Source organism: Candidatus Saganbacteria bacterium, assembly GCA_016223245.1.
Classification (GTDB): Bacteria; Margulisbacteria; WOR-1; order XYC2-FULL-46-14; family XYC2-FULL-37-10; genus JACRPL01.
Genome location: JACRPL010000012.1, coordinates 73,828 through 92,989, shown reverse-complemented (window position 1 = coordinate 92,989; position 19,162 = coordinate 73,828). Strand labels below are relative to the sequence as shown.

Annotated in this window: 10 protein-coding genes and 1 tRNA gene; 9 read left to right on the top strand and 2 right to left on the bottom strand. The window is 43.1% G+C overall.

Annotated features, from left to right (window positions below; genetic code table 11):
- Positions 1–2: 2 nt before the first annotated feature.
- Complete coding sequence (locus tag HZC34_05335) at positions 3–4,298, top strand: hypothetical protein (protein MBI5701245.1); 4,296 nt, start codon at positions 3–5, stop codon at positions 4,296–4,298.
- Here the strand turns inward: HZC34_05335 and HZC34_05330 are convergent, their stop codons facing one another.
- The gene (locus HZC34_05330) at positions 4,299–6,614 is read right to left on the bottom strand and encodes a S8 family serine peptidase (GenBank protein ID MBI5701244.1); all 2,316 of its coding nucleotides are present in this window, start codon (positions 6,612–6,614) and stop codon (positions 4,299–4,301) included. It abuts the gene before it with no gap.
- A 61-nt stretch (positions 6,615–6,675) separates the two neighbouring features.
- Here HZC34_05330 and HZC34_05325 point away from each other — a divergent pair, with 61 nt between their 5' ends.
- The 8 genes from HZC34_05325 to HZC34_05290 all read left to right on the top strand — a co-directional run bounded on the left by HZC34_05325 (position 6,676) and on the right by HZC34_05290 (position 17,662).
- The gene (locus tag HZC34_05325) at positions 6,676–7,872 is read left to right on the top strand and encodes an aminotransferase class III-fold pyridoxal phosphate-dependent enzyme (GenBank protein ID MBI5701243.1); all 1,197 of its coding nucleotides are present in this window, start codon (positions 6,676–6,678) and stop codon (positions 7,870–7,872) included.
- The gene (gene rlmB / locus HZC34_05320) at positions 7,872–8,606 is read left to right on the top strand and encodes a 23S rRNA (guanosine(2251)-2'-O)-methyltransferase RlmB (GenBank protein ID MBI5701242.1); all 735 of its coding nucleotides are present in this window, start codon (positions 7,872–7,874) and stop codon (positions 8,604–8,606) included. Before HZC34_05325 ends, rlmB begins: the two co-directional genes overlap by 1 nt.
- Before the next feature lie 115 nt (positions 8,607–8,721).
- Positions 8,722–8,804, top strand: a tRNA-Tyr gene (locus HZC34_05315).
- A gap of 309 nt (positions 8,805–9,113) precedes the next feature.
- On the top strand, positions 9,114–9,782 hold the full coding sequence (locus HZC34_05310; protein ID MBI5701241.1) for an HAD-IA family hydrolase: 669 nt from the start codon (positions 9,114–9,116) through the stop codon (positions 9,780–9,782).
- 1 nt (position 9,783) lies between these two features.
- Positions 9,784–10,953, top strand: a complete 1,170-nt coding sequence (locus tag HZC34_05305; protein ID MBI5701240.1) for a hypothetical protein — start codon at positions 9,784–9,786, stop codon at positions 10,951–10,953.
- Positions 10,943–14,215, top strand: coding sequence for a UTP--glucose-1-phosphate uridylyltransferase (locus HZC34_05300; protein MBI5701239.1), 3,273 nt, complete (start codon positions 10,943–10,945; stop codon positions 14,213–14,215). The genes HZC34_05305 and HZC34_05300 overlap by 11 nt, the downstream gene beginning before the upstream one ends.
- A 138-nt stretch (positions 14,216–14,353) precedes the next feature.
- Complete coding sequence (locus HZC34_05295) at positions 14,354–16,609, top strand: glycosyltransferase (GenBank protein MBI5701238.1); 2,256 nt, start codon at positions 14,354–14,356, stop codon at positions 16,607–16,609.
- A 498-nt stretch (positions 16,610–17,107) separates the two neighbouring features.
- Positions 17,108–17,662, top strand: coding sequence for a hypothetical protein (locus HZC34_05290; protein ID MBI5701237.1), 555 nt, complete (start codon positions 17,108–17,110; stop codon positions 17,660–17,662).
- Between the two features lies 1 nt (position 17,663).
- On the opposite strand, the gene HZC34_05285 is transcribed toward HZC34_05290, so the two are convergent.
- A complete protein-coding gene (locus tag HZC34_05285) occupies positions 17,664–19,130 on the bottom strand; it encodes a hypothetical protein (protein ID MBI5701236.1) in 1,467 nt (488 codons plus the stop codon).
- Positions 19,131–19,162: the final 32 nt, after the last annotated feature.

Genomic DNA, 19,162 nt, shown 5'->3' with positions numbered 1-19,162 from the left:
TCATGAAAATCAAGTTCGCTGCGCTTATTTTTATCCTGCTTTTATGCGGCGGGAAAAGTTTTTGCGCAGAATACCCAAAGATCGATGTCACAGGGTTTAAAAAATGGGAATACCGCGAAGTCAAGGTTAATCCACAAACAAATTATTTTCTAGGGCTCACCCATTTAGGCGGGTATTCGCCGACAGTGACTGGAGGCCCTTGGCAAGAGCGCCTTCAGCTTGGGATAATGGGCCAATTGAATGAAAAGCTTTCGGTCGTCTACGATGTCGAGCAGCAGCCCGAAGCCCCCGATAAATACGATGTAAAAGTTAACTATGACAACAAGCACCAGCTGACATTCGGGGATTTTACGTCAACTTTTACCGGCAATGAGTTTGCCACAACGACAAAATTCTTGAACGGCGTCATGCTTTCGTCAAAAGATACAAATTATGATTTTTTAGCCGTGCCATCAGCCAAGCTAAAAAGCCAGATCCAAGGGATCACATCGCAGAGAGGAAATAATTCAAAAGGTCCCTACAGCTTAGGCCACGGGTCTATCGTTGAAGGATCAGAAAGCATCCAGTTGAACGGAGCGGTCATTCAGAGGGGAACGGATTATTTGATCGATTATTTTGAAGGCAAGATCACATTTAACAGGATCTTAACTGCGGCCGATGAATTTAAATATAGTTTTGAGTTCACCAATTTGATCGATATATTTTTCCCATCGCTTTCAAAGAAGGATTTCTTCGGGGTGCAGGGCCGGTTCACGTTCGATCAGGCAACCTGGGGAACCAAAACACCTGTACTTTATCCTATCACGAAAGAATGGAACGAGGTTTTTCCTGCGGCCTTGGAATCGGGAAGTAAAATATCAAAATACCAAAGCAGGCAAGCCGACCAAAAGACTTTGCTTGAGATCGCTTTCTTCCGGGAAAAGCTTGAGAAAATAACTGATTATATGGAAAAAGTTACGATTGCGCTCGATATTGCTTTGAAGAAAAAAGACTGGAAAAAAAGCAAAAAGCTAAAATTAGTTCTCGAGAAAAACAGGGTTAGGTTTGATCTAATAAAAAATCAAGTTATAAATCTTGAAACAGGGCCTGAAATCGGGATCATGACCGGAGAATCGCAAGCAAGCATTGAAGCGGCCAGTATTTCCCAATTAACGGAGGAAGCGTCCGGCCGATATAAGATGAAAAACCTGCCTGTCGTTCCATTCTCGGAATTGGCCATATTTAAAGGGACGCAGCTAAAAAAGAACGAAGATTATACCATAAGATATGAGGATGGCATGTTGACGCTTTTGACGCCTATTTTGCCTGACAGTTTGGACCAATTAAAGGTTTCATATAAGTATTTTGATACAGCCCCGCTTGTAGACAGCGTTCCCGGCACGGGGGCGCGAGGGCCGTATAAATTTTCGAAAGAAAAGATTGTTATTAATAGCGAAAAAATATATGTTGACAAGAGATTTATTGTCCGTGATTTTGACTACACAATGGATTATGATGCAGGAAGGGTTACATTTAACTATAATATTTCAAATACTTCGATTATCGATGTAAATTACAGATATCAAGTGTTTGAAACGCCTCCTCCTCCGCCTCCTCCGAAATATCCGAAATCTCTAACAATAGGCATGACGTATTTAAAAGAATCTTCCAAAAAAAGCGTTGGCGAGGCTACAGCTTCTTTTATCGAAAGCAAAACCGGCCAAAGCATCATTGCAAATGATAATACGATCTATTTGTCAAAATTCCCTGTGCTTACCTCGGCAGAAGGAGGCTCTCTGGTCGTTACGATAAATGGAAAAGCGGCTACCGCTGAAATCGACTATACGGTCCCAACTGCTGAAGCAAATGCCTTGACGGGATATGCAAACATTATCCCAAAAACAAAATTGCCTTTCATAAATGACAGGTTCGATATTTCAAACGGATTTGCAACAGGCGCCATTAAAATGCTTTCAACTCTTGAAGCAACATCTGAAGTAACGGTGCTTTACAGTTATAAGCGCAGCATTGTGGGCAGGTATTCGGGGGCCGGCAACGGGAGCAGGGGGCCGTATTATATCCGCAACTTCAGGAACATTGTGCCAGGCACCGAACGGATCGAAGTGTTGAATTCGGGATCGCTTATCTCAATAATCTATGCGCGGAACAGCAGTTTTGAAGGGGACGCAGGGGCCAAGGGGTATGCGATCAATTACTCTAAAGACAATCCCTATATCACTTTTAATAATGAGCTTGCGCCGACCCAAAATTTTTCGATCTATTTCCAGTATATTGCCCCCCAGGCGACGGTAGGCGGGGATATTTCGCAGGACCTGACAGGCATTGATGCGCATGCAAGGCTTGGGGACCTTATCCAATTCGAAGGGGATTTTGCAAGGTCGAATACCGACCAGGTTGTAGCATCAGTTACAACAACTGATGCTTTTACGGGATTTGCGTCGCCGACAAATAAGATAACTCTCAAAAATTTGCCGGTTGTTGAAAATAGCGAAAAAGTTTATGTAAATACTTATCTGCGGAATAAGGACATTGACTACTTCGTCGATTATACGACCGGAAGCTTGACTTTCTTTTATGTTACTCTAACAACAAGCGATGTCGTGTCGGTCGACTATGCTTATCAGGCGACAGGAGGCTCCGTTGTCTCTTCAAGCGTCAAATCCGACAGCTCTTATAAATACGGAGTTAAGAGCACGCTCGGGAAGATCTCGGCCTCGTATAATAACAAAAAGATCGGTTTTAATTTTAATCCGCTGGGCGGGACCGCTATCGGGGTTGGTTCGGATTACATGGATTTTTCAGTAGGACTTGCGCCGACTGTGCAGGATTTTTCGACAACCTATACTTATCGCGAAACAAACAACCCTATAGGCGCAAGCAGGACGGCATACACTAGAAATTACGACAGGAATTATACTGCGGCGTTGAATCCTTTGGGGCTTGGCAATATGAATTTTGCTTATAGGCATCTTATCGTTGCAGGGGATCCGGTTTCCGGATCGGCCGTCCCATCTTCTGATAATTCGCAGAACACTTTTACGGCTGGCGTTGCTCCCAGGGCTTTAGGTTTTGGGCCGTTCGCATTAAACCAAAGATATGATGCCGCCCGAACTCTATCCCAGGATCTGTTGGGCAAAACAAAAGGGAATATCAAATCCGGGCATGCAAATTATACCCTTCAATTTACAGACAGGATAAAATTGGGCGGGGATATACAATTGTCGGAGCCTATAACCATTAACACAATGACGGGCGAAGTTAAGACCGCGCATTCGCTTTCACGGGATTATTCTTATGATGCCTCGCTTGACCTGACGGTCCCCAGGATCAAAAAGCTTTCAACTTATGCAAAACAACTTTACCATCAGGCGATAAATTTTAAGCCTTTGCCTGAAACAAAGCTTACGACAAAAAACACGACATACCATGTCGATTTCAGTCCGCTCGACGCCATATCTACAAATTACGACTACAACAGGCAGGAAACCCCGACGGTGGTCGTAAATGGGAAAAACCCGAAAACTGAAAGGACCGTAACAGGCTTGAGCTTAACTCCAAATCCAGCTTTTTCTGCAAATTATTCGAGGGCAGAGGATTTTACCGTAAGCGAAGCGGCGCTTGAAAGCAGCGGTTTGTCGAATACTTATTCATCGGTCTGGACCCCGATTTCGCATGAAAAGATAAAATTAGGCTCGAACTTCCAATTGTTCGACAGGTCCGCAAGGACTCCCCAGGGATCGATAGAAGTTAAAACCGACACCAGATCGTTTGTTCAGGACTATACTCTAGCCTGGACTCCCCTGCAAATATTGACTTTTTCACCGGGATTTGCCCAGGAGGAATATTATTATTTGACATCAACCACATCTGCCGAACTTAAAACCCGGAACCAAACCGTCAAATGCAAAATAAATTTCAAGCCGATAGACAGGTTGGGCATGGATTTTAATTATAACTTAAAGGTTACAACAAGCCTTAATGATAACATTGACAGGCATAAGAGCTTGGTATCGGTCAGGACCGGCTGCAAAGTATTCACTTGGGGCGAGATCGTGCACAATCTTGATGACGAGCATAATCAAGGGGAGGTGCAGGCTGGCGGCGTGCTTCCAAATATTGATTACCTGAAAACCACGAATACCTTCAGCTTGAACTTTAATGTTCCCCAGGAAAATCCTGTTCTCAATTCACTATTGCTTACTGCGGCCTATAAGCTTGTAAAGTTTGAGAACAGGGTAAATCCTATGGACAACCTTTCAGCGTACCTTTTGACTTTTGAAGGGACCCTTAATTTCTGATCATCTGATGACTATAACGCGCCCTGATCCTATGGGGGTTTTTCTACCGCCTGTGGCATCGAGTATTTTGTAGAAGTAAACTCCGGTTGATACTATCTGGCCGTAAGAATCGCGCCCGTTCCATGGCGCCAAATTGTTCCCGGCTTTCCCGCCATTGTCGCCGCTGGCATAACTTTTTGTGCATATTAATTCTCCATTCATGTTGAAAAGGTAAATAATTATCGGCGAATTGCTCGAAAGCGTATATGAAAAATATGTTGTCGATTGCGAAACCGGATTGAACGGGTTTGGCGTTGATTTAATAAGGCCGGGAGCCGCTTTTTGCTCGGAGCTGTCCTGCGCCGATATCTCGAGGTTTATGACCTTGGTCGTTTGATGGCCGGCCGCGTCTTCCGCCGCCAGTTTTAATTTATATGGGCCGCTTAGCCCTTTAGTGTTCCAAAGCCCGAGTGTTGAGCTTGCAACAGACGTTGCGGAGCTTGTTATTTGGGTATAATCGGAATCTTTTGCATAGGATAGAGCATAGTATGCGAGGTTTGTGTCTGATGCGGTTCCGATTATTTCAACTGTTCCGCTTACTACAGCCGAATCGGCGGGGGAAGTTATCACAGCAATTGGGCCAGTATTATCTATTGTGATTTTTGTTGTTGTTTCTGACGTAAGAGCGTTTGTGCTTCTGCAGATCAGTTTTAAGGTATGGATCCCGTCGCTTTTGATCTTTGTATTAAACGAGCAAAGGGTCCCTTGGCTTATGGCCGAAGTCCCGGCAGCCAATGTCTGGTACAAAGTTGCGGGATACCCGGTTCCTACCTGCACCTCATAATTCAAGAGGATGGCGCTTGTGGCGCTTCCGCTGACCTCTATCGTGCCGCTGACATAAGATGCGCTGGAAGGAGATGTTATTTTCGCGATCGGAAGCCCCAAAGCTTTAGCGACGTTTATCCTTCCGCGGCCCAAAAGGCCGACGTAGCTTGGATTAGCCGAATCAATATTATCGCAGGAATTTTCGATCCTGCTTCTCACTTCAGATTGGGTGAACGTCTGGTCTTGCGATAATATTAGGGAAGCGAGCGCCGCTACATGCGGGGTTGCCATCGAAGTGCCGTTCTTTTGCAGATATGATCCCGTATGCCAAGTGCTCCAGATAAGTGTGCCTGGAGCACAAACATCAACCCATGTCCCGTAGTTTGATCCTTGAAGAGCGCCAGTATTAGGATTTGTTCCCCATTCGGATTTTGCGTCATTTTGGTCAGTTGATCCAACTGCGATCACATAATCATTATAGGCCGCGGGATATTCGGGAGTGTTCACGTCATCATTCCCGGCGGCGGCAACAAGTACGCATCCTTTCCCGTACGCCGAGATTATCGAGTCTTTGATAGTTGCGTCGTCGACAGGCTGGCCAAAGCTCATATTAACGACTTCCGCTGAATTATTGGCCGCATAGTTAATGCCGCGGGCGACGCCAAGCGATGTTCCAGATCCCCCGGAATCCAAAGATTTCACCGCCAATATTTTTACATTCCAATTAACTCCTGCGATGCCGACCGAATTATTCGTTGATGCGCCAATGATCCCAGCCAAATGGGTGCCGTGGCCGTTATCATCCATGGGGTCACTGTCGGAATTTGAGTAATCGTACCCTAATATTATTTTTCCCGCAAGATCGGCATGGTTGTAATTAACGCCTGTGTCTACAATGCCGACTATAACTTCCGATGTGCCTGTGGTTGCGTCCCATCCGGCTTCACAGCTTATTTTTGCCAATCCGTACTGGAGCGAAAAATACTGGTCGTTAGGAGTTAAAAAAGCATGATAAATATAGTTTGGTTCAGCGTATTCGATTTCGGGCAAGGCTCTTAATTCTTTGATCGCTGTAGAAATATCCGCATCTTTTGGGATAAAGATCCTGTTGATCAAAGTCAAGTCCGGGATCCTAACTTGTTTTCCAGACATCATTTTAATGGGCGCGCGCGGCTGTCTTTCTCTGGGAAAGGCCCTTTCGATCCTGATCGCTTTTATCTTTGCCAGTTTTTCTGAAACAGCCGATGATTTGATCGAAATCGCCTTTGATGCCGAAGCGCTTTTGAATTTAACAATTATCTCGCCTGGAACGTACTCTGCGTATGATGCAGAAAATCCCAAAAACAAAATCCAAAATCCGAAAATAGCAACAACTCTCACCCAGTTATTTCTTCCCTCACCCGGTTTTTTCAGCCGTGAAAACTTAAAGTAGCTAACCCCTCTCCCATAGGGAGAGGGTGGAATGGATTTATGCGTCCAAAAATGGAAAAGATGGGTGAGGGTATTTGTCATTGGTTATTGGTCATTTTATCAGCTATTTAACAGTGCTTCAACTTGATGTATAATATTTTTTATGACATTGCTAGATGGTTTCAAAGAGTATGTTTCACCAGTCTTAGGGCGATATTTTGAAGATCTGGAGATCGTATCCGGCAAGGGCTGTAATCTTTACGATATGAATGGCAAAGAATATCTCGATTTTTCATCGGGTATCGCAACTTGTTCGACCGGACACTGCCACCCAAAAGTTGTTCGAGCGGCAGTTGAACAGACAAAAAAACTGATCCATATTTGCATCGGCGTTGCCCTGTATGAGCCATACATTAAATTGGGCGAAGAGTTACGGAAAATATTGCCGATAACCGATTCGCAAATATTTTGCTGCCAAAGCGGATCTGAAGCCGTGGAGGCTGCTATCAAACTCGCAAAATACGCAGCGAAAAAGCAGGGCATCATTGCTTTTCAAGGCGCTTTCCATGGGAGGACGCTTGGCGCATTATCTGTTACAACTTCTAAAATAAAATATCGCGAGGGCTACGAGCCATTGCTTCCGGAGGTTTATATTTCCGCTTTTGACCTGAACGCTGTTGAAGAGATCATGAAAAACCACCAGATCGGAGGAGTAATAATTGAACCGATCTTGGGCGAAGGCGGATATATTGTCGTAGAAAAACAATTTATGAAGGGATTGCGGGCTTTATGCAATAAATATAATTGTTTATTGATCTTTGATGAAGTTCAAACTGGAATTGGGCGGACAGGGCATTGGTTTGCCGCGAATTATTTTGAAGTGGCCCCTGATATTATGGCATTGGCCAAAGGCATTGCATCCGGATTTCCGCTTGGAGTTTGTGCCGCAAAAAAAGAAATTATGGCAAAGTGGACGCCTGGAGCGCATGGTTCGACATTCGGAGGGAATCCCGTAAGCTGTGCCGCTGCTATTGCTACATTAACGGTTATTCAAGAAAAAGGGCTAGTTGCGAAGGCCGATAAGCTCGGGAAATATATTATAAAACGGCTAAAAGCCATGCAGAAGAGTTATTCAAGGATAAAGGAAGTCCGTGGAATGGGGCTTATGATAGGCGTTGATTTTCAAGACAATGAGATTGTCAAAAAAATATTGAACATTTGTTTAAGGGAAGGACTAATTCTCATATCGACGGGTGGGGATGGAACTGTAATTCGTTTTATCCCGCCGCTTATCATCAAGAAAGACGAGATCGACCATGCGCTATTTATTTTCGAAAAAGCTTTAGGCGAAATTTTGTAATGGCCGATTTCATCGCGGGCCGCAATCCCGTGCTTGAGGCGTTAAAGTCAGGGCGATCGATCAATAAAATACTGCTTTCAAAGACTTCACACGGAACCGAAGAAATAATTGACCTCGCAAAAAGCAAAGGTGTTCTTTACGAATTTGTTGACAGAAGCGTTTTAGATAGAGGTGCAAAAGATACCAAGCATCAAGGTGTTGTCGCTTTTGTTTCTGCCGCAAAATTCGTCGAAGTCGAAGATCTACTTGAAATTGCCAAATCAAAAAATGAACTTCCTTTTATTGTTTTACTTGATGGGGTAGAGGATCCACAGAATTTGGGCGCTATATTAAGGACAGTTGACGCGGCGGGTGCGCATGGTGTTGTTATCTCAAAACATCGGGCGGCATCTCCAAACGAAACGGTTGCGAAGACATCCGCGGGCGCGGTCGAGCATGTTCCGATCGCGAGGGTTACAAATTTGAATGATGCCATGAAAAATCTGAAAGACAACAGGGTTTGGATGTTCGGGTTGGACGGAGAGGCAACGACAGAGATCACAAAAGCCGATTTCAAAACGGCAGTTGGTTTAGTTCTAGGCAGTGAAGGGAACGGGCTTTCAAGATTAGTCAAAGAGAATTGTGATTTCTTGGTCAAGATCCCGATGCATGGCAAGATCGGGTCGTTGAATGTTTCAGTCTCCTCTGCTATCGCGATGTACGAGGTTGTGCGCCAGCGGAAATCTCTGGTATAATCATCAATGACCAATGACCAATGACCAACATTGTTTCGCTTCGCGATAATTATAGATATAATTAATTCATTGTTGGGATTTGGAAATTGGGATTTGGTCATTCCGAGCATAGCGAGGAGAGGTAGCAAAGTGGCCAAATGCCCCTGACTGTAAATCAGGTCCCTAACGGGTTCGAAGGTTCAAATCCTTCCCTCTCCATTTTAATTGCGCAGCGACAAGCCGCCCAACCCCGCCAGCGATGGTTCGCTGCGCAATTAAAATGGCTCGTCCAATTCCTTCCCGAACCATTCCTCTGATTATACCCAACACTATTCATGGGTGCAAGAAGAAGAATCTCGGTAGAATGTAGGGCTTCCGAAAATCGCTCTTCGCCTCCCCCACACCCCCTGCGAAGAGCGATTTTTAATTTTTATCTTCTATCGTTTTAACAAAATCGGGAAGGATGCCACATCCTAAAAAAATCATTTAGTAAGCAGAGCAGGCCATCGTTTCGGCATTGTCTTTGATATGGACGGAGTAATCATCCACACCTGTCCGGTTCATGAAGCCGCATGGAGAGGAATTGCAACTGTCCATTCATTACAATGGAATTGGCAATTAGATTATACGCGGGATGTTTTCGGTACAGCCAGTCCTGATTCGGCCAGGCTCCTTTTTCAATCCCAGATACCTGATCACAAAATGGCGGCAATCTGCCAGGAAAAAAATCGAATTTATGAAGAACTACTTCGATCTCAAATATTAAAAATTGTTGTTCCCGGATTTCATAATTTTTTTGAATCAATCAGAAGTAGCGGAGTGCCGATCGCATTAGCTACATCTTCTTCGAAAAATGAAGCAGAATTTGTGTTAGGGTCATTAGGCATCCGCGCAGGCTTTACCGCGGTAATTGATGTTTCGCAGGTGGCTAAACCTAAGCCGGATCCGGAAATATATGCAAAAGCTTGCGGCGCAATCGGGCTTTTTTCATACGATTGTTTCGGATTTGAAGATTCATTAATTGGAATTGAAGCACAAAACCGAGCCGGCCTTAAGTGTATCGTAGTCGGAACAATGTTGGAGCAAACAAGGTTAGACACAACTCCATTCAAATACGTGAAATATATTCCGGATTTTTCAGTAATTTCTCTTGGAGAAATAAGTTTGATGTTTTCACTTGCTCAAGGAGGCGGTTAGAATGAATGGAATGATGGTTGGGAAAATGGACAGGTATCTAAAGTCTGTTACCCAGACCGCGGGAAGAGTGGTACTTGCGGGCAAACAAGACGTGCATGCTTGTTCAAGTTTAATGAGAACTTCAAGGAGACAAGGGAATGATGTCGTTGTTTTCGGAACGGGAGCCGATTTTTCACTAGCTTCTCACGCGCAAGTTGATTGGATAAAATCCGCACAACTCAAAATAGTCAGCCTAGGAAGCTCGACGATTACGGCATTTGGAAATGATTATCCGAGCGAAGATCTTTTGTCCCGATTTTTGCATCTCAGGGGTTTTGGAAATCATGATTTGCTCGTTGGATTCCACTTGGATGGTCCTAACCCGGTATTGGAAGAAGCTTTTGCGTACAATTATGATCACAATGGAATAAATCTGCTTATTGGTAGGAGCGCGCAACCGATTGAACGGACGCATTGTTTTGTCCGTATTGATTCTGAAAGTTCATCGACTGCCAGGGATGTGGCTCAAGTGATTATGCATTACTTAGGGGTGAATCAGGCTTTTGAATTAGATTCAACTTTCCATGATTTGGGTGCCAGATCGTTATCTGGGTACTGGGAATTGTTGCTTCGGTCGCTTGAGCAGGATCAGTTTAGTTTGGATATATTGTCTCAAATAGCTTCCCTAATTAGGGCACAAGTATTTTCCGGCCATTCGTTGTTTTCTTTTGGAAACGGCGCTTGCACCACGTTTTCTTCCTATTTAACCGAAGGTCTTAGGCATGCTTTTCGGGATCGGCCAAAAGCATATCGGAATATCGTTGATCTAACTGCATTCGTAGAAGCAATCACGCTCAGCATCAGTCAGGGCAGATACAAAAAAGAAGGATTTGCGAACATGCTCTCTAAACTGGGGGTTGCCAAGGGAGATGTTCTCTTTGGTATGAGCGCGAGCGGAAATTCTGAAAACATCGCACACGCGTTCCGAAGTTTTCCACAAGCGAGACGAATTGGGCTGCTGGGTTTTGGCGATGGAGGAGTTATTGGAAGAGAACCAATGAAAGAACTTGCTTTCCTTGTTCCCGATGAAGGATGCTTTAGGAGTTATACCAGAGCGGAAGACGGTCAAAGAATTGCACTTAGCTTAATTTTGACTGCATTAGCACAAGGGGAAGAAGCGAATGCCGAGTAGAATTTCTTTAGTAGTAAACGAGCTGGCCAGGCTGCATGGAGGAGTGGGTGTCGCACCGGCTGATATTGCTTACCGCAGAGGAGCGATTAATTCGGTTGCGGTTGTTAGAGGAGCGTCCGGATTGGCAGATACCACAGAACAAAGATTATTTAAGAGATTAAATCGGCCAGAGCTTATGGATCAAGCGAGAGATCTTTCGGGCTTCTTCAGAACAACTGATAATAATTTCCATCGAATTCGCGCGGCAATGTTATTGGGGAGATTGTTTGATCATTACTTGCCGGATCAATCTGGATTATTAAGCGTCGGAACGGTTCCGTTCGAAATATCTAAAGCAATTGAGCAGCGAAACTTTCGTGTAATTATCAATTGGCACGAAAAAAACGAAATTCTTTCAAGCCAATATCCGGAAGCAACGCTAAGAGCAGTTGGTATGGCTTATTTCGGGATTGCATATCAACTAGCGAAAGATCTGGTATTAAAAAGTATCGCAGCTAGAACGCCCCAATTCCGTGATTTTCAAGAATTGGGAAGATATCGTTTGCGCAACCCAGATTTTTATGCTGAGCATGCGGAAGAAATTAACATGCCCGTTAGAATCGAACTCACTAGCTCTGTCGGTTCGGACATATTTTTCCTGGCAATGGATCGGCCTTCGAAAGCCCGGTGTATTAATATTTCTATAAATATGCGTAGTGACAATAGCGTATCAAGCGCACCACCAATCAAAGTAATAGTGAAACCAATTAAAGAAGAAGGAATTCGTATTACTTCTCTTGACCTTGGACGGACAAAATTGGTAACAGATTTAAACGATTTGTTTGATATGCAAAACGATGAGCTGTCATTATTGAAAGCGGCAATTGTTGCCAGTGGAATTGTTCCGCCCGCGCTAAAAAACAAGGAAAGCGAGGTGCCGCTTCTTACTTTGCTTAAAACGTTTATGTCGCAAAACGTTAGTTATAAGGGGTTTGAAGTTGTTTCATCAGTCACAGATATTCCTCGGGGATCCGGACTCGCGGTTAGCACTAATTTATTGGCGGCGCTAATTATTGGACTCCTCCGCTTTTCAGGACAAAGCGATCCGGGTATTCCAACGGTCAGTGAAAAAGAAAAAGTGGAAGCGGCTTCCCGCTGCATTTATGCGGAATGGGTGGGTGGCAGCGGAGGCGGATGGCAAGATTACGGAGGAATGTGGGGGGGCTTCAAACGAATTCTTGGACAATCGGCGGATCCAATACTTGACCCTGACAGTAAAGGATCCTTACTGCCAAGGTATGAACCGCTTAATTTAGAAGATAGTGTTATTAAAAGAATTATAGATTCCTTGGTTTTGGTAAACGGCGGAACAGGGGTAGATGTCGGTCCGGTGTTGAGGTTGATTTCGGAGCAATATTTCTTAAGGGCTGAACCGGCATGGGATGCCCGATTAAGAACAGAAGCAAGATTTGATGAGATATATTTGGCCTTATTAAAAGGAGACGCGGAAAAACTTGGTGAATTGGAAGCGGCCGATTTTGTTGACCGCACAATAATCAGCCCTCTCTCAAATAACGCGTATCACCAATTAGTTTATCAGCGGCTAAAAGCAATATTTAGGGTAGATCTCTGGGGATATGATTCGACTGGCGGAAGGGCTGGAGCGGGAGGAATTTTTTTTGTTAATCCGAAAAGGAAAGCGGAGTTTGAGGAATCTTTTTTGGGGATATCTGAACAAGCTCAACATGATCTATCGGGTCAAATGTCCTTCCCTTCCGGTCCTCGGGTTTATTGCTTCACGGTTAATAAAGAGGGCGCGCAAGTCCAAGTTCATAACAGAGTAGATGTTGAAAGAATAGTTGGTTCATGGCACAAGGTCGTTGCCCTTCCTCTTTCAGAAGATTCTGGTGCTCAAATGGTAGAAGACCTAAAAGTTAGATATGGATATGACGAGGCCACATTTAGACAACTCCAAAGGATGTATCAAGCCAGAGAATTATCACTAAAAACAAATGTCAGAATTGAGTCGGCAGAAGTGCAAGCAGTTGACCCAGATGAGGGGGGACAAGTTAAGCTTGCTCCATTAATTGGGTCGGAGGAATATGCAGCTCAATTCATGGCAGGACTTGCTCTTTTAAGGAATCCCCTTGCTTTTGTTATTCTCAACGGTGGTGAAAGCTCGCGTTTCGGCGGTAATGTAGCAAAAGGGTTTAGTCCTTTGTTTGATCTGCATGGCAAATATCGGTCTCCAATTGAATTAAAATTGGGAAATGCGGCTTATGCGCGGGAAGCTTACGGGAGCCTTATTCTACCCATTTTTTTGAATGGCTTTTTTACTCACGAAAGAACTGAAAAAATACTACAAAGAGAAGGTTATTTTGGATTTCCACCGAAAGACGTTTATTGTTGCACCCATGCGGTTACTCACAAGCTTGTCCCAACAGTCGGAGATCTGGATTACTGGTTTGAATATCTCAGAGAAGGAAATATTTCTGTGCTGGGAGAGGAAGCTATCAGAAGGAAAAGAGAAGCTTTAAAGGGTCAGTCAAAGGAACAAGGAGAAGGAAGTATTTATTTATCGCAAGGAGTGGAAAAATCTGTTGAGCTGGCTTCACCTGGTCATCTCTTTTCGTTCCTTTCAATTATATCCAATTTCACTTTAGGCAGATTGATTGAGCGCGGGGTGGGAAGAATGATGGTTTCTTGCAATGATAATCTATTAGCCACTATTGATCCGGCAATCCTAGCTCTCCACGCTCAATATGACCGGGGAAGTACCGCTGAAGTTGTTCCCAGGCTTTTTGATCGCGGAGGCGGCCCTTATAGAATACATGACATGGTTGCTATTTTGGAAGACTTCAGTTTTCGAGAAAGGGCCATTCCACTCCAAAATCCGTACTTCAATCCAATTACCACCTGGATGGAAATTAGGGTGCTTTTAAGTTTAGTTGGAATCACTGAATCAGAGATGGTTTCTGCCTCGCATAGCAATCAAACTGAACAAACTAGAATAAATGAAGCAGTGGCAGCTTTGGCTGAAAAAATACCAATCAACGTTGTTTTGAAGTATGTTCAGGAATCTCTTGGTGATGGAACAACGCAAAGTGTTCCAGTGATCCAATTCGAAAAATCCTACGGGGACCTAATCAGCCTACTTGATCCAACATACTTAGTAGTTCCAAAAAGTCAAAGACATACTCAGCTTAAGTCTGTTGATCATGTTTTTCAAATCATAGCCGATCGGTCGTTGGAAATACTAGAACCGCAAGTGAGATTAAGATGAGGGAAAATCATGTTTAATGGATTATCAAATGTAAGCGGGACTTATCATAATATCGCAACATCAGGTTTCAGCCGAAACACGGTCGTTTCTAGGCTGACAAATACCGCGGTTGGAGCGGTAAATATTATGAGAGCCTGCTTGGGCGGAAATCCAAGATTGGTAGGCACTTCGCGGTTGGCACATAATGTCTTTGAAGTCGCAAGGTATTCAGATAAGCCGATTACCATTATGCCCAATGGCATAGCCGTAGATAAAGGCATAATAGATTGTGGTCCATTGCCGGTGATGGAGTTTATTCCCAGGGAAGGTATAAAAGTTGCCTCGAAAAACTTAGGTGAAATAAGCGCAGTATTAGATGGTAAAATAAAAGAGAAAAATCCCTATTTAGGCAAGGAATACTTTCGGGCTCGCGGACTTTTTTGGGCAACTGCGACAGCGTCTCTTTTCAGCAATGCTTTTATCGCGTTTGAAATGGTTAGTAACTTCGGGGATGTTAGTCTCCTGCGGTCATTGTTGGAAATGGCATGGTGTATGCCAAACTTTTATTTTTTATCGCAAATTTTCGTTTTCCACACTTCAAGACTAAAAAGTTATGCTTTGGAAAGTAATTTTACCGAAGCTACCGCGACTGAAGTGCATAGGTTGAAATCTGCTGAAAACCAACCAATGTCACTGACGATAATACCTTCTCATATGGAAGACCCTGAATTATTAAGACGCTCTCTTTACAGTCATTGCTTACAGACTTACGGAAATAAAAAAGTTGTGCTTCTTCTGGGAAACGATGTCCACAGAAGTAATCCCGAGGTTCTGGATAACACAGAACAAACATTAGAACTGATTAGAGAAATAAAAAGAGAATTAGCCGTTTGCCATGATGAAACAATGAAAGCGGTCGATGGCTTTAATCGAAGAAAAACATTTGATCATGTTGATCTGGGCGAAGAATTCCGGGTGCTGAGCGCCGTTTACCTATCAGTTAGCAAATGGTTTTCGAGAAAAGCTATAGAAATTCAGAATTCTACTTCATCTTATCCGACTGATCAGTACTTGATTGAACATACTTTCCAAAGGCAGTCCGAATATTATGCTTCCAGGGCACAGGAGTGTTACATGGCAATGCGCGGGGTAAACAGTAATTCAGAGATTGAAGAAATGTATCTTGAGTGCTCCCGAATATTTAATGCCGATTTGGACATCTTTCTTAGGACAAAATACGCAAATCTGGAACAGGAAAAAACAAAAGCTAGGAATCTTACCGCCTATACTTCGCTTTTGGGTGGAACATGGGCAATGGCAACAGACGAAGAAGGGAGAACAATTCTGGTGTCCTCACCAATTGGGGAGCATACCCCGGCGCCGCAATATGTCTCAACTTTTGATTCCGATACAATTGCAAAACCGGATTATTTAGTAAGAAAAATAGTCTATATGGAAAAAGAGGAAAATCAATCTGTAGGCCTAATTCAGTCGCCGTATTTACTGCCATCGCCGGAGCCAACCAATATTGCGTCTGCGTCTGCAATCCATTCGTTCTGGTTCCTGCCAGTCTCAATCGGTATGACGGCTTATTCCAGCGGTTTTTGGCTTGGATTCAACGGGACTTGGCGCTATGAAGCGATGAAAAAGAAAGGTGATTTTCTAGCTGAAACCCTTATTGAAGACGTGGAAAACAGTCTCAAACTAAGGAGAAACGGCTACGAAATTATTACTTCACCGGAAGATCAATGCCAAACCTTTAGTCCGATGAACATGAAAGCTCTGGAGGTTCAGAGAACCCGGTGGGCTTCGGGAGGATTAAGAATCGCAAGAATATTGTATCGGGATATTGCAAATGGGGTTTATTCAGCTATAGACGCGAAAGAAGTCGCATTAAGATTTAATTATGTATTGGGATTAAATATTCTGCCGGTCGCGGTTACGGCAACCTTTCTTTTGGAATCGCCCCTTCATCATGAATATTTCGAGATTGAAACGATTCCATTTTTTCTTTATTTAACAACATATTTTCATGTTATTACTTCTTCAACAAAATATTCCTTCAAGAACCTGATTGATGGATTGTCGATAAGTTTTTTCATGAATTTCTACTATTTAAGAGGTCTTTTTCACTCAGCAAAAGTCTTATTTAAAAGAGAATCTGATCAGCTGTATAAAGCAACGCCAAGAAAAAAGCATGCAGCAGTGGGTGACTTTGGAAATTTTGAGATTGTCGGAACCTTGGCCTTAATGGCATTTATGGGAGTGAAAATGACCGAAAATATTTCATCCGGGTTTTATATGGATTTTTATCCAGAGTACCAGCTTTTTAGCATCCTCTGGGGAATTCACCGGTTTGTTGGGTTTAAAAACTTTTTAAGAAATATCGCTTTTAATCTGAGAAACCTTTTTTAAAGTTTGTTTAATTATGATAAAATTAACAAAATGAAAAGAATGTATTATTTTATTCTCTGGTCGATTGTCATATATTTTTTAGCTATTCCGGCTTTAGCTTCTTCCGCAACTTCTGATGCTTGGAGCGTTTTGTCTAAGGAAACCGTAAATATGCCCGCTGATTTCATTGTCGGAAGTTAGGATACCACTTATTGGAATGGTTCCGGTTCTCCGGGAAGACCAGCGGATTTTTTAGCCTGGGGACTTAAGCTTAAAACGGCCCATCCTGAATTTTATGCGACGATTAACAAGAAAGGCAAACTGGTTAAACCCTGCTATGTTGACGAAAAACATCGAGGTAAATATTCAATTGATTATCCGGAACTGTTGAGGGTTACCAAAGAAATAGCCGATCTTAAATTGGCACCCACAATCGGACTCTTTCTCCATAATTTTGAGACCGTTAAACCTGATGGGATAGAGAAATTTTTCCGCAAATTCAATAATGACTTAAAAAAAATGAAAATCAAACAAGCGATATTGATATTGGCCTGGGATATTCAGGGTGATTGGCCGGCATGGGAGGACGGGGCGACCCGAGATTGTTTCATTGATCCAGGAATATTTAACCGGCAGATGAAGATTATTAAGAAAAGCTGTGATAAGGCCGGGGCGAAAAATATTTTGCTTGGGATTGCTCTGGCTGCCGGATTTGACGATCGACACCTAAATAAGCAATGTAAAACCGGAGCGGACTATATCGAAGGCTTGCGGCAATGCGATATCATCGGCATGAATTACTATCCAACTAAGGACAAAGGTCCCAAGGCGGCGTTTGATGATGCGAATAAACTTTGGACAGCTGTAGGCGGGAATAAACCGTTTGCTTTTTTTGAATATTCCATCGGCAATTACGACTATGTCAATAATAAACTGATTGATTGGTCGGAGGGCGAAAAAATTGGCTTTATTCGGGAAACTTATCGGTTGGTTTCGGAATATCCATTTATAAAACAAATCCACTGGTGGTTTATCGGCCGGGGAAACGAAGCAAGAATTAGGTGTCCGAATTAAATTAAAAGTTAAATTCTAATACCGCTGAGTGATTATCAGCATTAACTACAGAATCAGAGTATTTGCCGAATTTGTATAATAGCTTCAGGTCAATTGGCCCAAGAAAAAACTGTAAACCTGCCTGCGCCCCCAGAAATCTGTAATTCCCTATCTCGCCATATAAAGAAATCGGAATTCTAATCCCCCTGGTTTCTCCAAAGTTTAAGGTTGAGGAGAGATTAAAAGTGAAAGCATGGCGCGAAAAATCGATTGCAGTTCTCTTTCCATTATCGTCTTTGTATTCAGGCCAGAAGCCTTGGACTGTGCCCCCAATAGGGTCATTCCCCACTTCCCCCCCGATATTAAGGGATATATTACTTAAGGAAAAATTATTGGCATGAACTGGAGCAAAGGAAAAACCCAAATTCGGCTGAACGAACCAAGAAAAAAGCGGTTTAGAACTGATTGAATCAAGATCCTTGATCTGGGTCTGTAGGGCGGTTCGATTAGCCTCAGTCCCAGCAGTTTTTAAACGTGACGCAAGCGATAATCGGTTGCCTTCTACTAAAGCATTTGGATCATTTCTAGAAAGGCCATGAACTCCTCCATTTACTCCTAGTGAGAAACCGCTTCCTTTTCCAACTTGCCAGGTATAACTCAAGCCGCTTTCCCCTCCTATGTTAATAGAAACAAAACTGAAAGCTTGAGAGCGGCGGTTGTAAAGAGAGGAATGATCTTTGCTGAACGAATAATCCCATTGGTTACAGGAGAAAATGTTAGCTAATAAAGCCGGGCTTATGTGGAAATTAAATCCACTTGAGCCGACGGAAAATTTAGCACCTAAATTAATAAAATGTCCTGCAGAGCTTTCCATTCCTGGCAAATCTTCGCCTTGATATTTATCGACATTTACAGTTCGTGATAAAGCGCTGTGAGTATATTCGCCGAAAAGTTCAAAATAAGGAATTCGATTGAGCTTAAATCCAAAGATTTGCTCATAGCCGCGATTAACCGGATAATTTAGATATTGTGCCCGAACGAATCGATTTTCAAAACTAAGTTGGCTTGAATTTTCCGTATCTCTCACTTGAACATAGAGATCATCAATCTGATCGGAAATTTCTGTGGAAGAGAGTTCGGTTGCGCCGGCTTCTTTTTTAATATTGTCGAGTGATGTTTTGCCCTTCTCAAATTTTCCTTGGGATAATTGGCCACGAGCAATTCCTATCTTGAACCAAATTGCCAGCTTCTTGCTGAATTCATCTTTTAAACCATCTAGGGATGTTAGCCCTTGTTGGTAAAAGAAAATCGCTCTCTCCGGTTCTTGCTTGAGATAGTTGAAATGATTTCCAATTTCAAAAAATATTTGAGCCCTTAAGATGCGGGCTTGAGCAGTATTCCCGCTTAACTGGAGAGCTTGCATCGCTTTTTTGTAATTATCGGATATTTCTTTGAAGGGTTTTCCCTTGGCCGCATAAAATTTTATCAACTCGAAATAAACTTTCGCAAGATGAACGCGTA

Bases quoted from the DNA above. Each gene is read 5' to 3' on its own strand.
- HZC34_05335 (MBI5701245.1), top strand. From the start codon at position 3: ATGAAAATCAAGTTCGCTGCGCTTATTTTTATCCTGCTTTTATGCGGC.
- HZC34_05290 (MBI5701237.1), top strand. From the start codon at position 17,108: ATGAAAATCAAACAAGCGATATTGATATTGGCCTGGGATATTCAGGGT.
- HZC34_05325 (MBI5701243.1), top strand. From the start codon at position 6,676: ATGACATTGCTAGATGGTTTCAAAGAGTATGTTTCACCAGTCTTAGGG.
- HZC34_05305 (MBI5701240.1), top strand. From the start codon at position 9,784: ATGAATGGAATGATGGTTGGGAAAATGGACAGGTATCTAAAGTCTGTT.
- rlmB (MBI5701242.1), top strand. From the start codon at position 7,872: ATGGCCGATTTCATCGCGGGCCGCAATCCCGTGCTTGAGGCGTTAAAG.
- HZC34_05300 (MBI5701239.1), top strand. From the start codon at position 10,943: ATGCCGAGTAGAATTTCTTTAGTAGTAAACGAGCTGGCCAGGCTGCAT.
- HZC34_05310 (MBI5701241.1), top strand. From the start codon at position 9,114: ATGGACGGAGTAATCATCCACACCTGTCCGGTTCATGAAGCCGCATGG.
- HZC34_05330 (MBI5701244.1), bottom strand. From the start codon at position 6,614: ATGACAAATACCCTCACCCATCTTTTCCATTTTTGGACGCATAAATCC.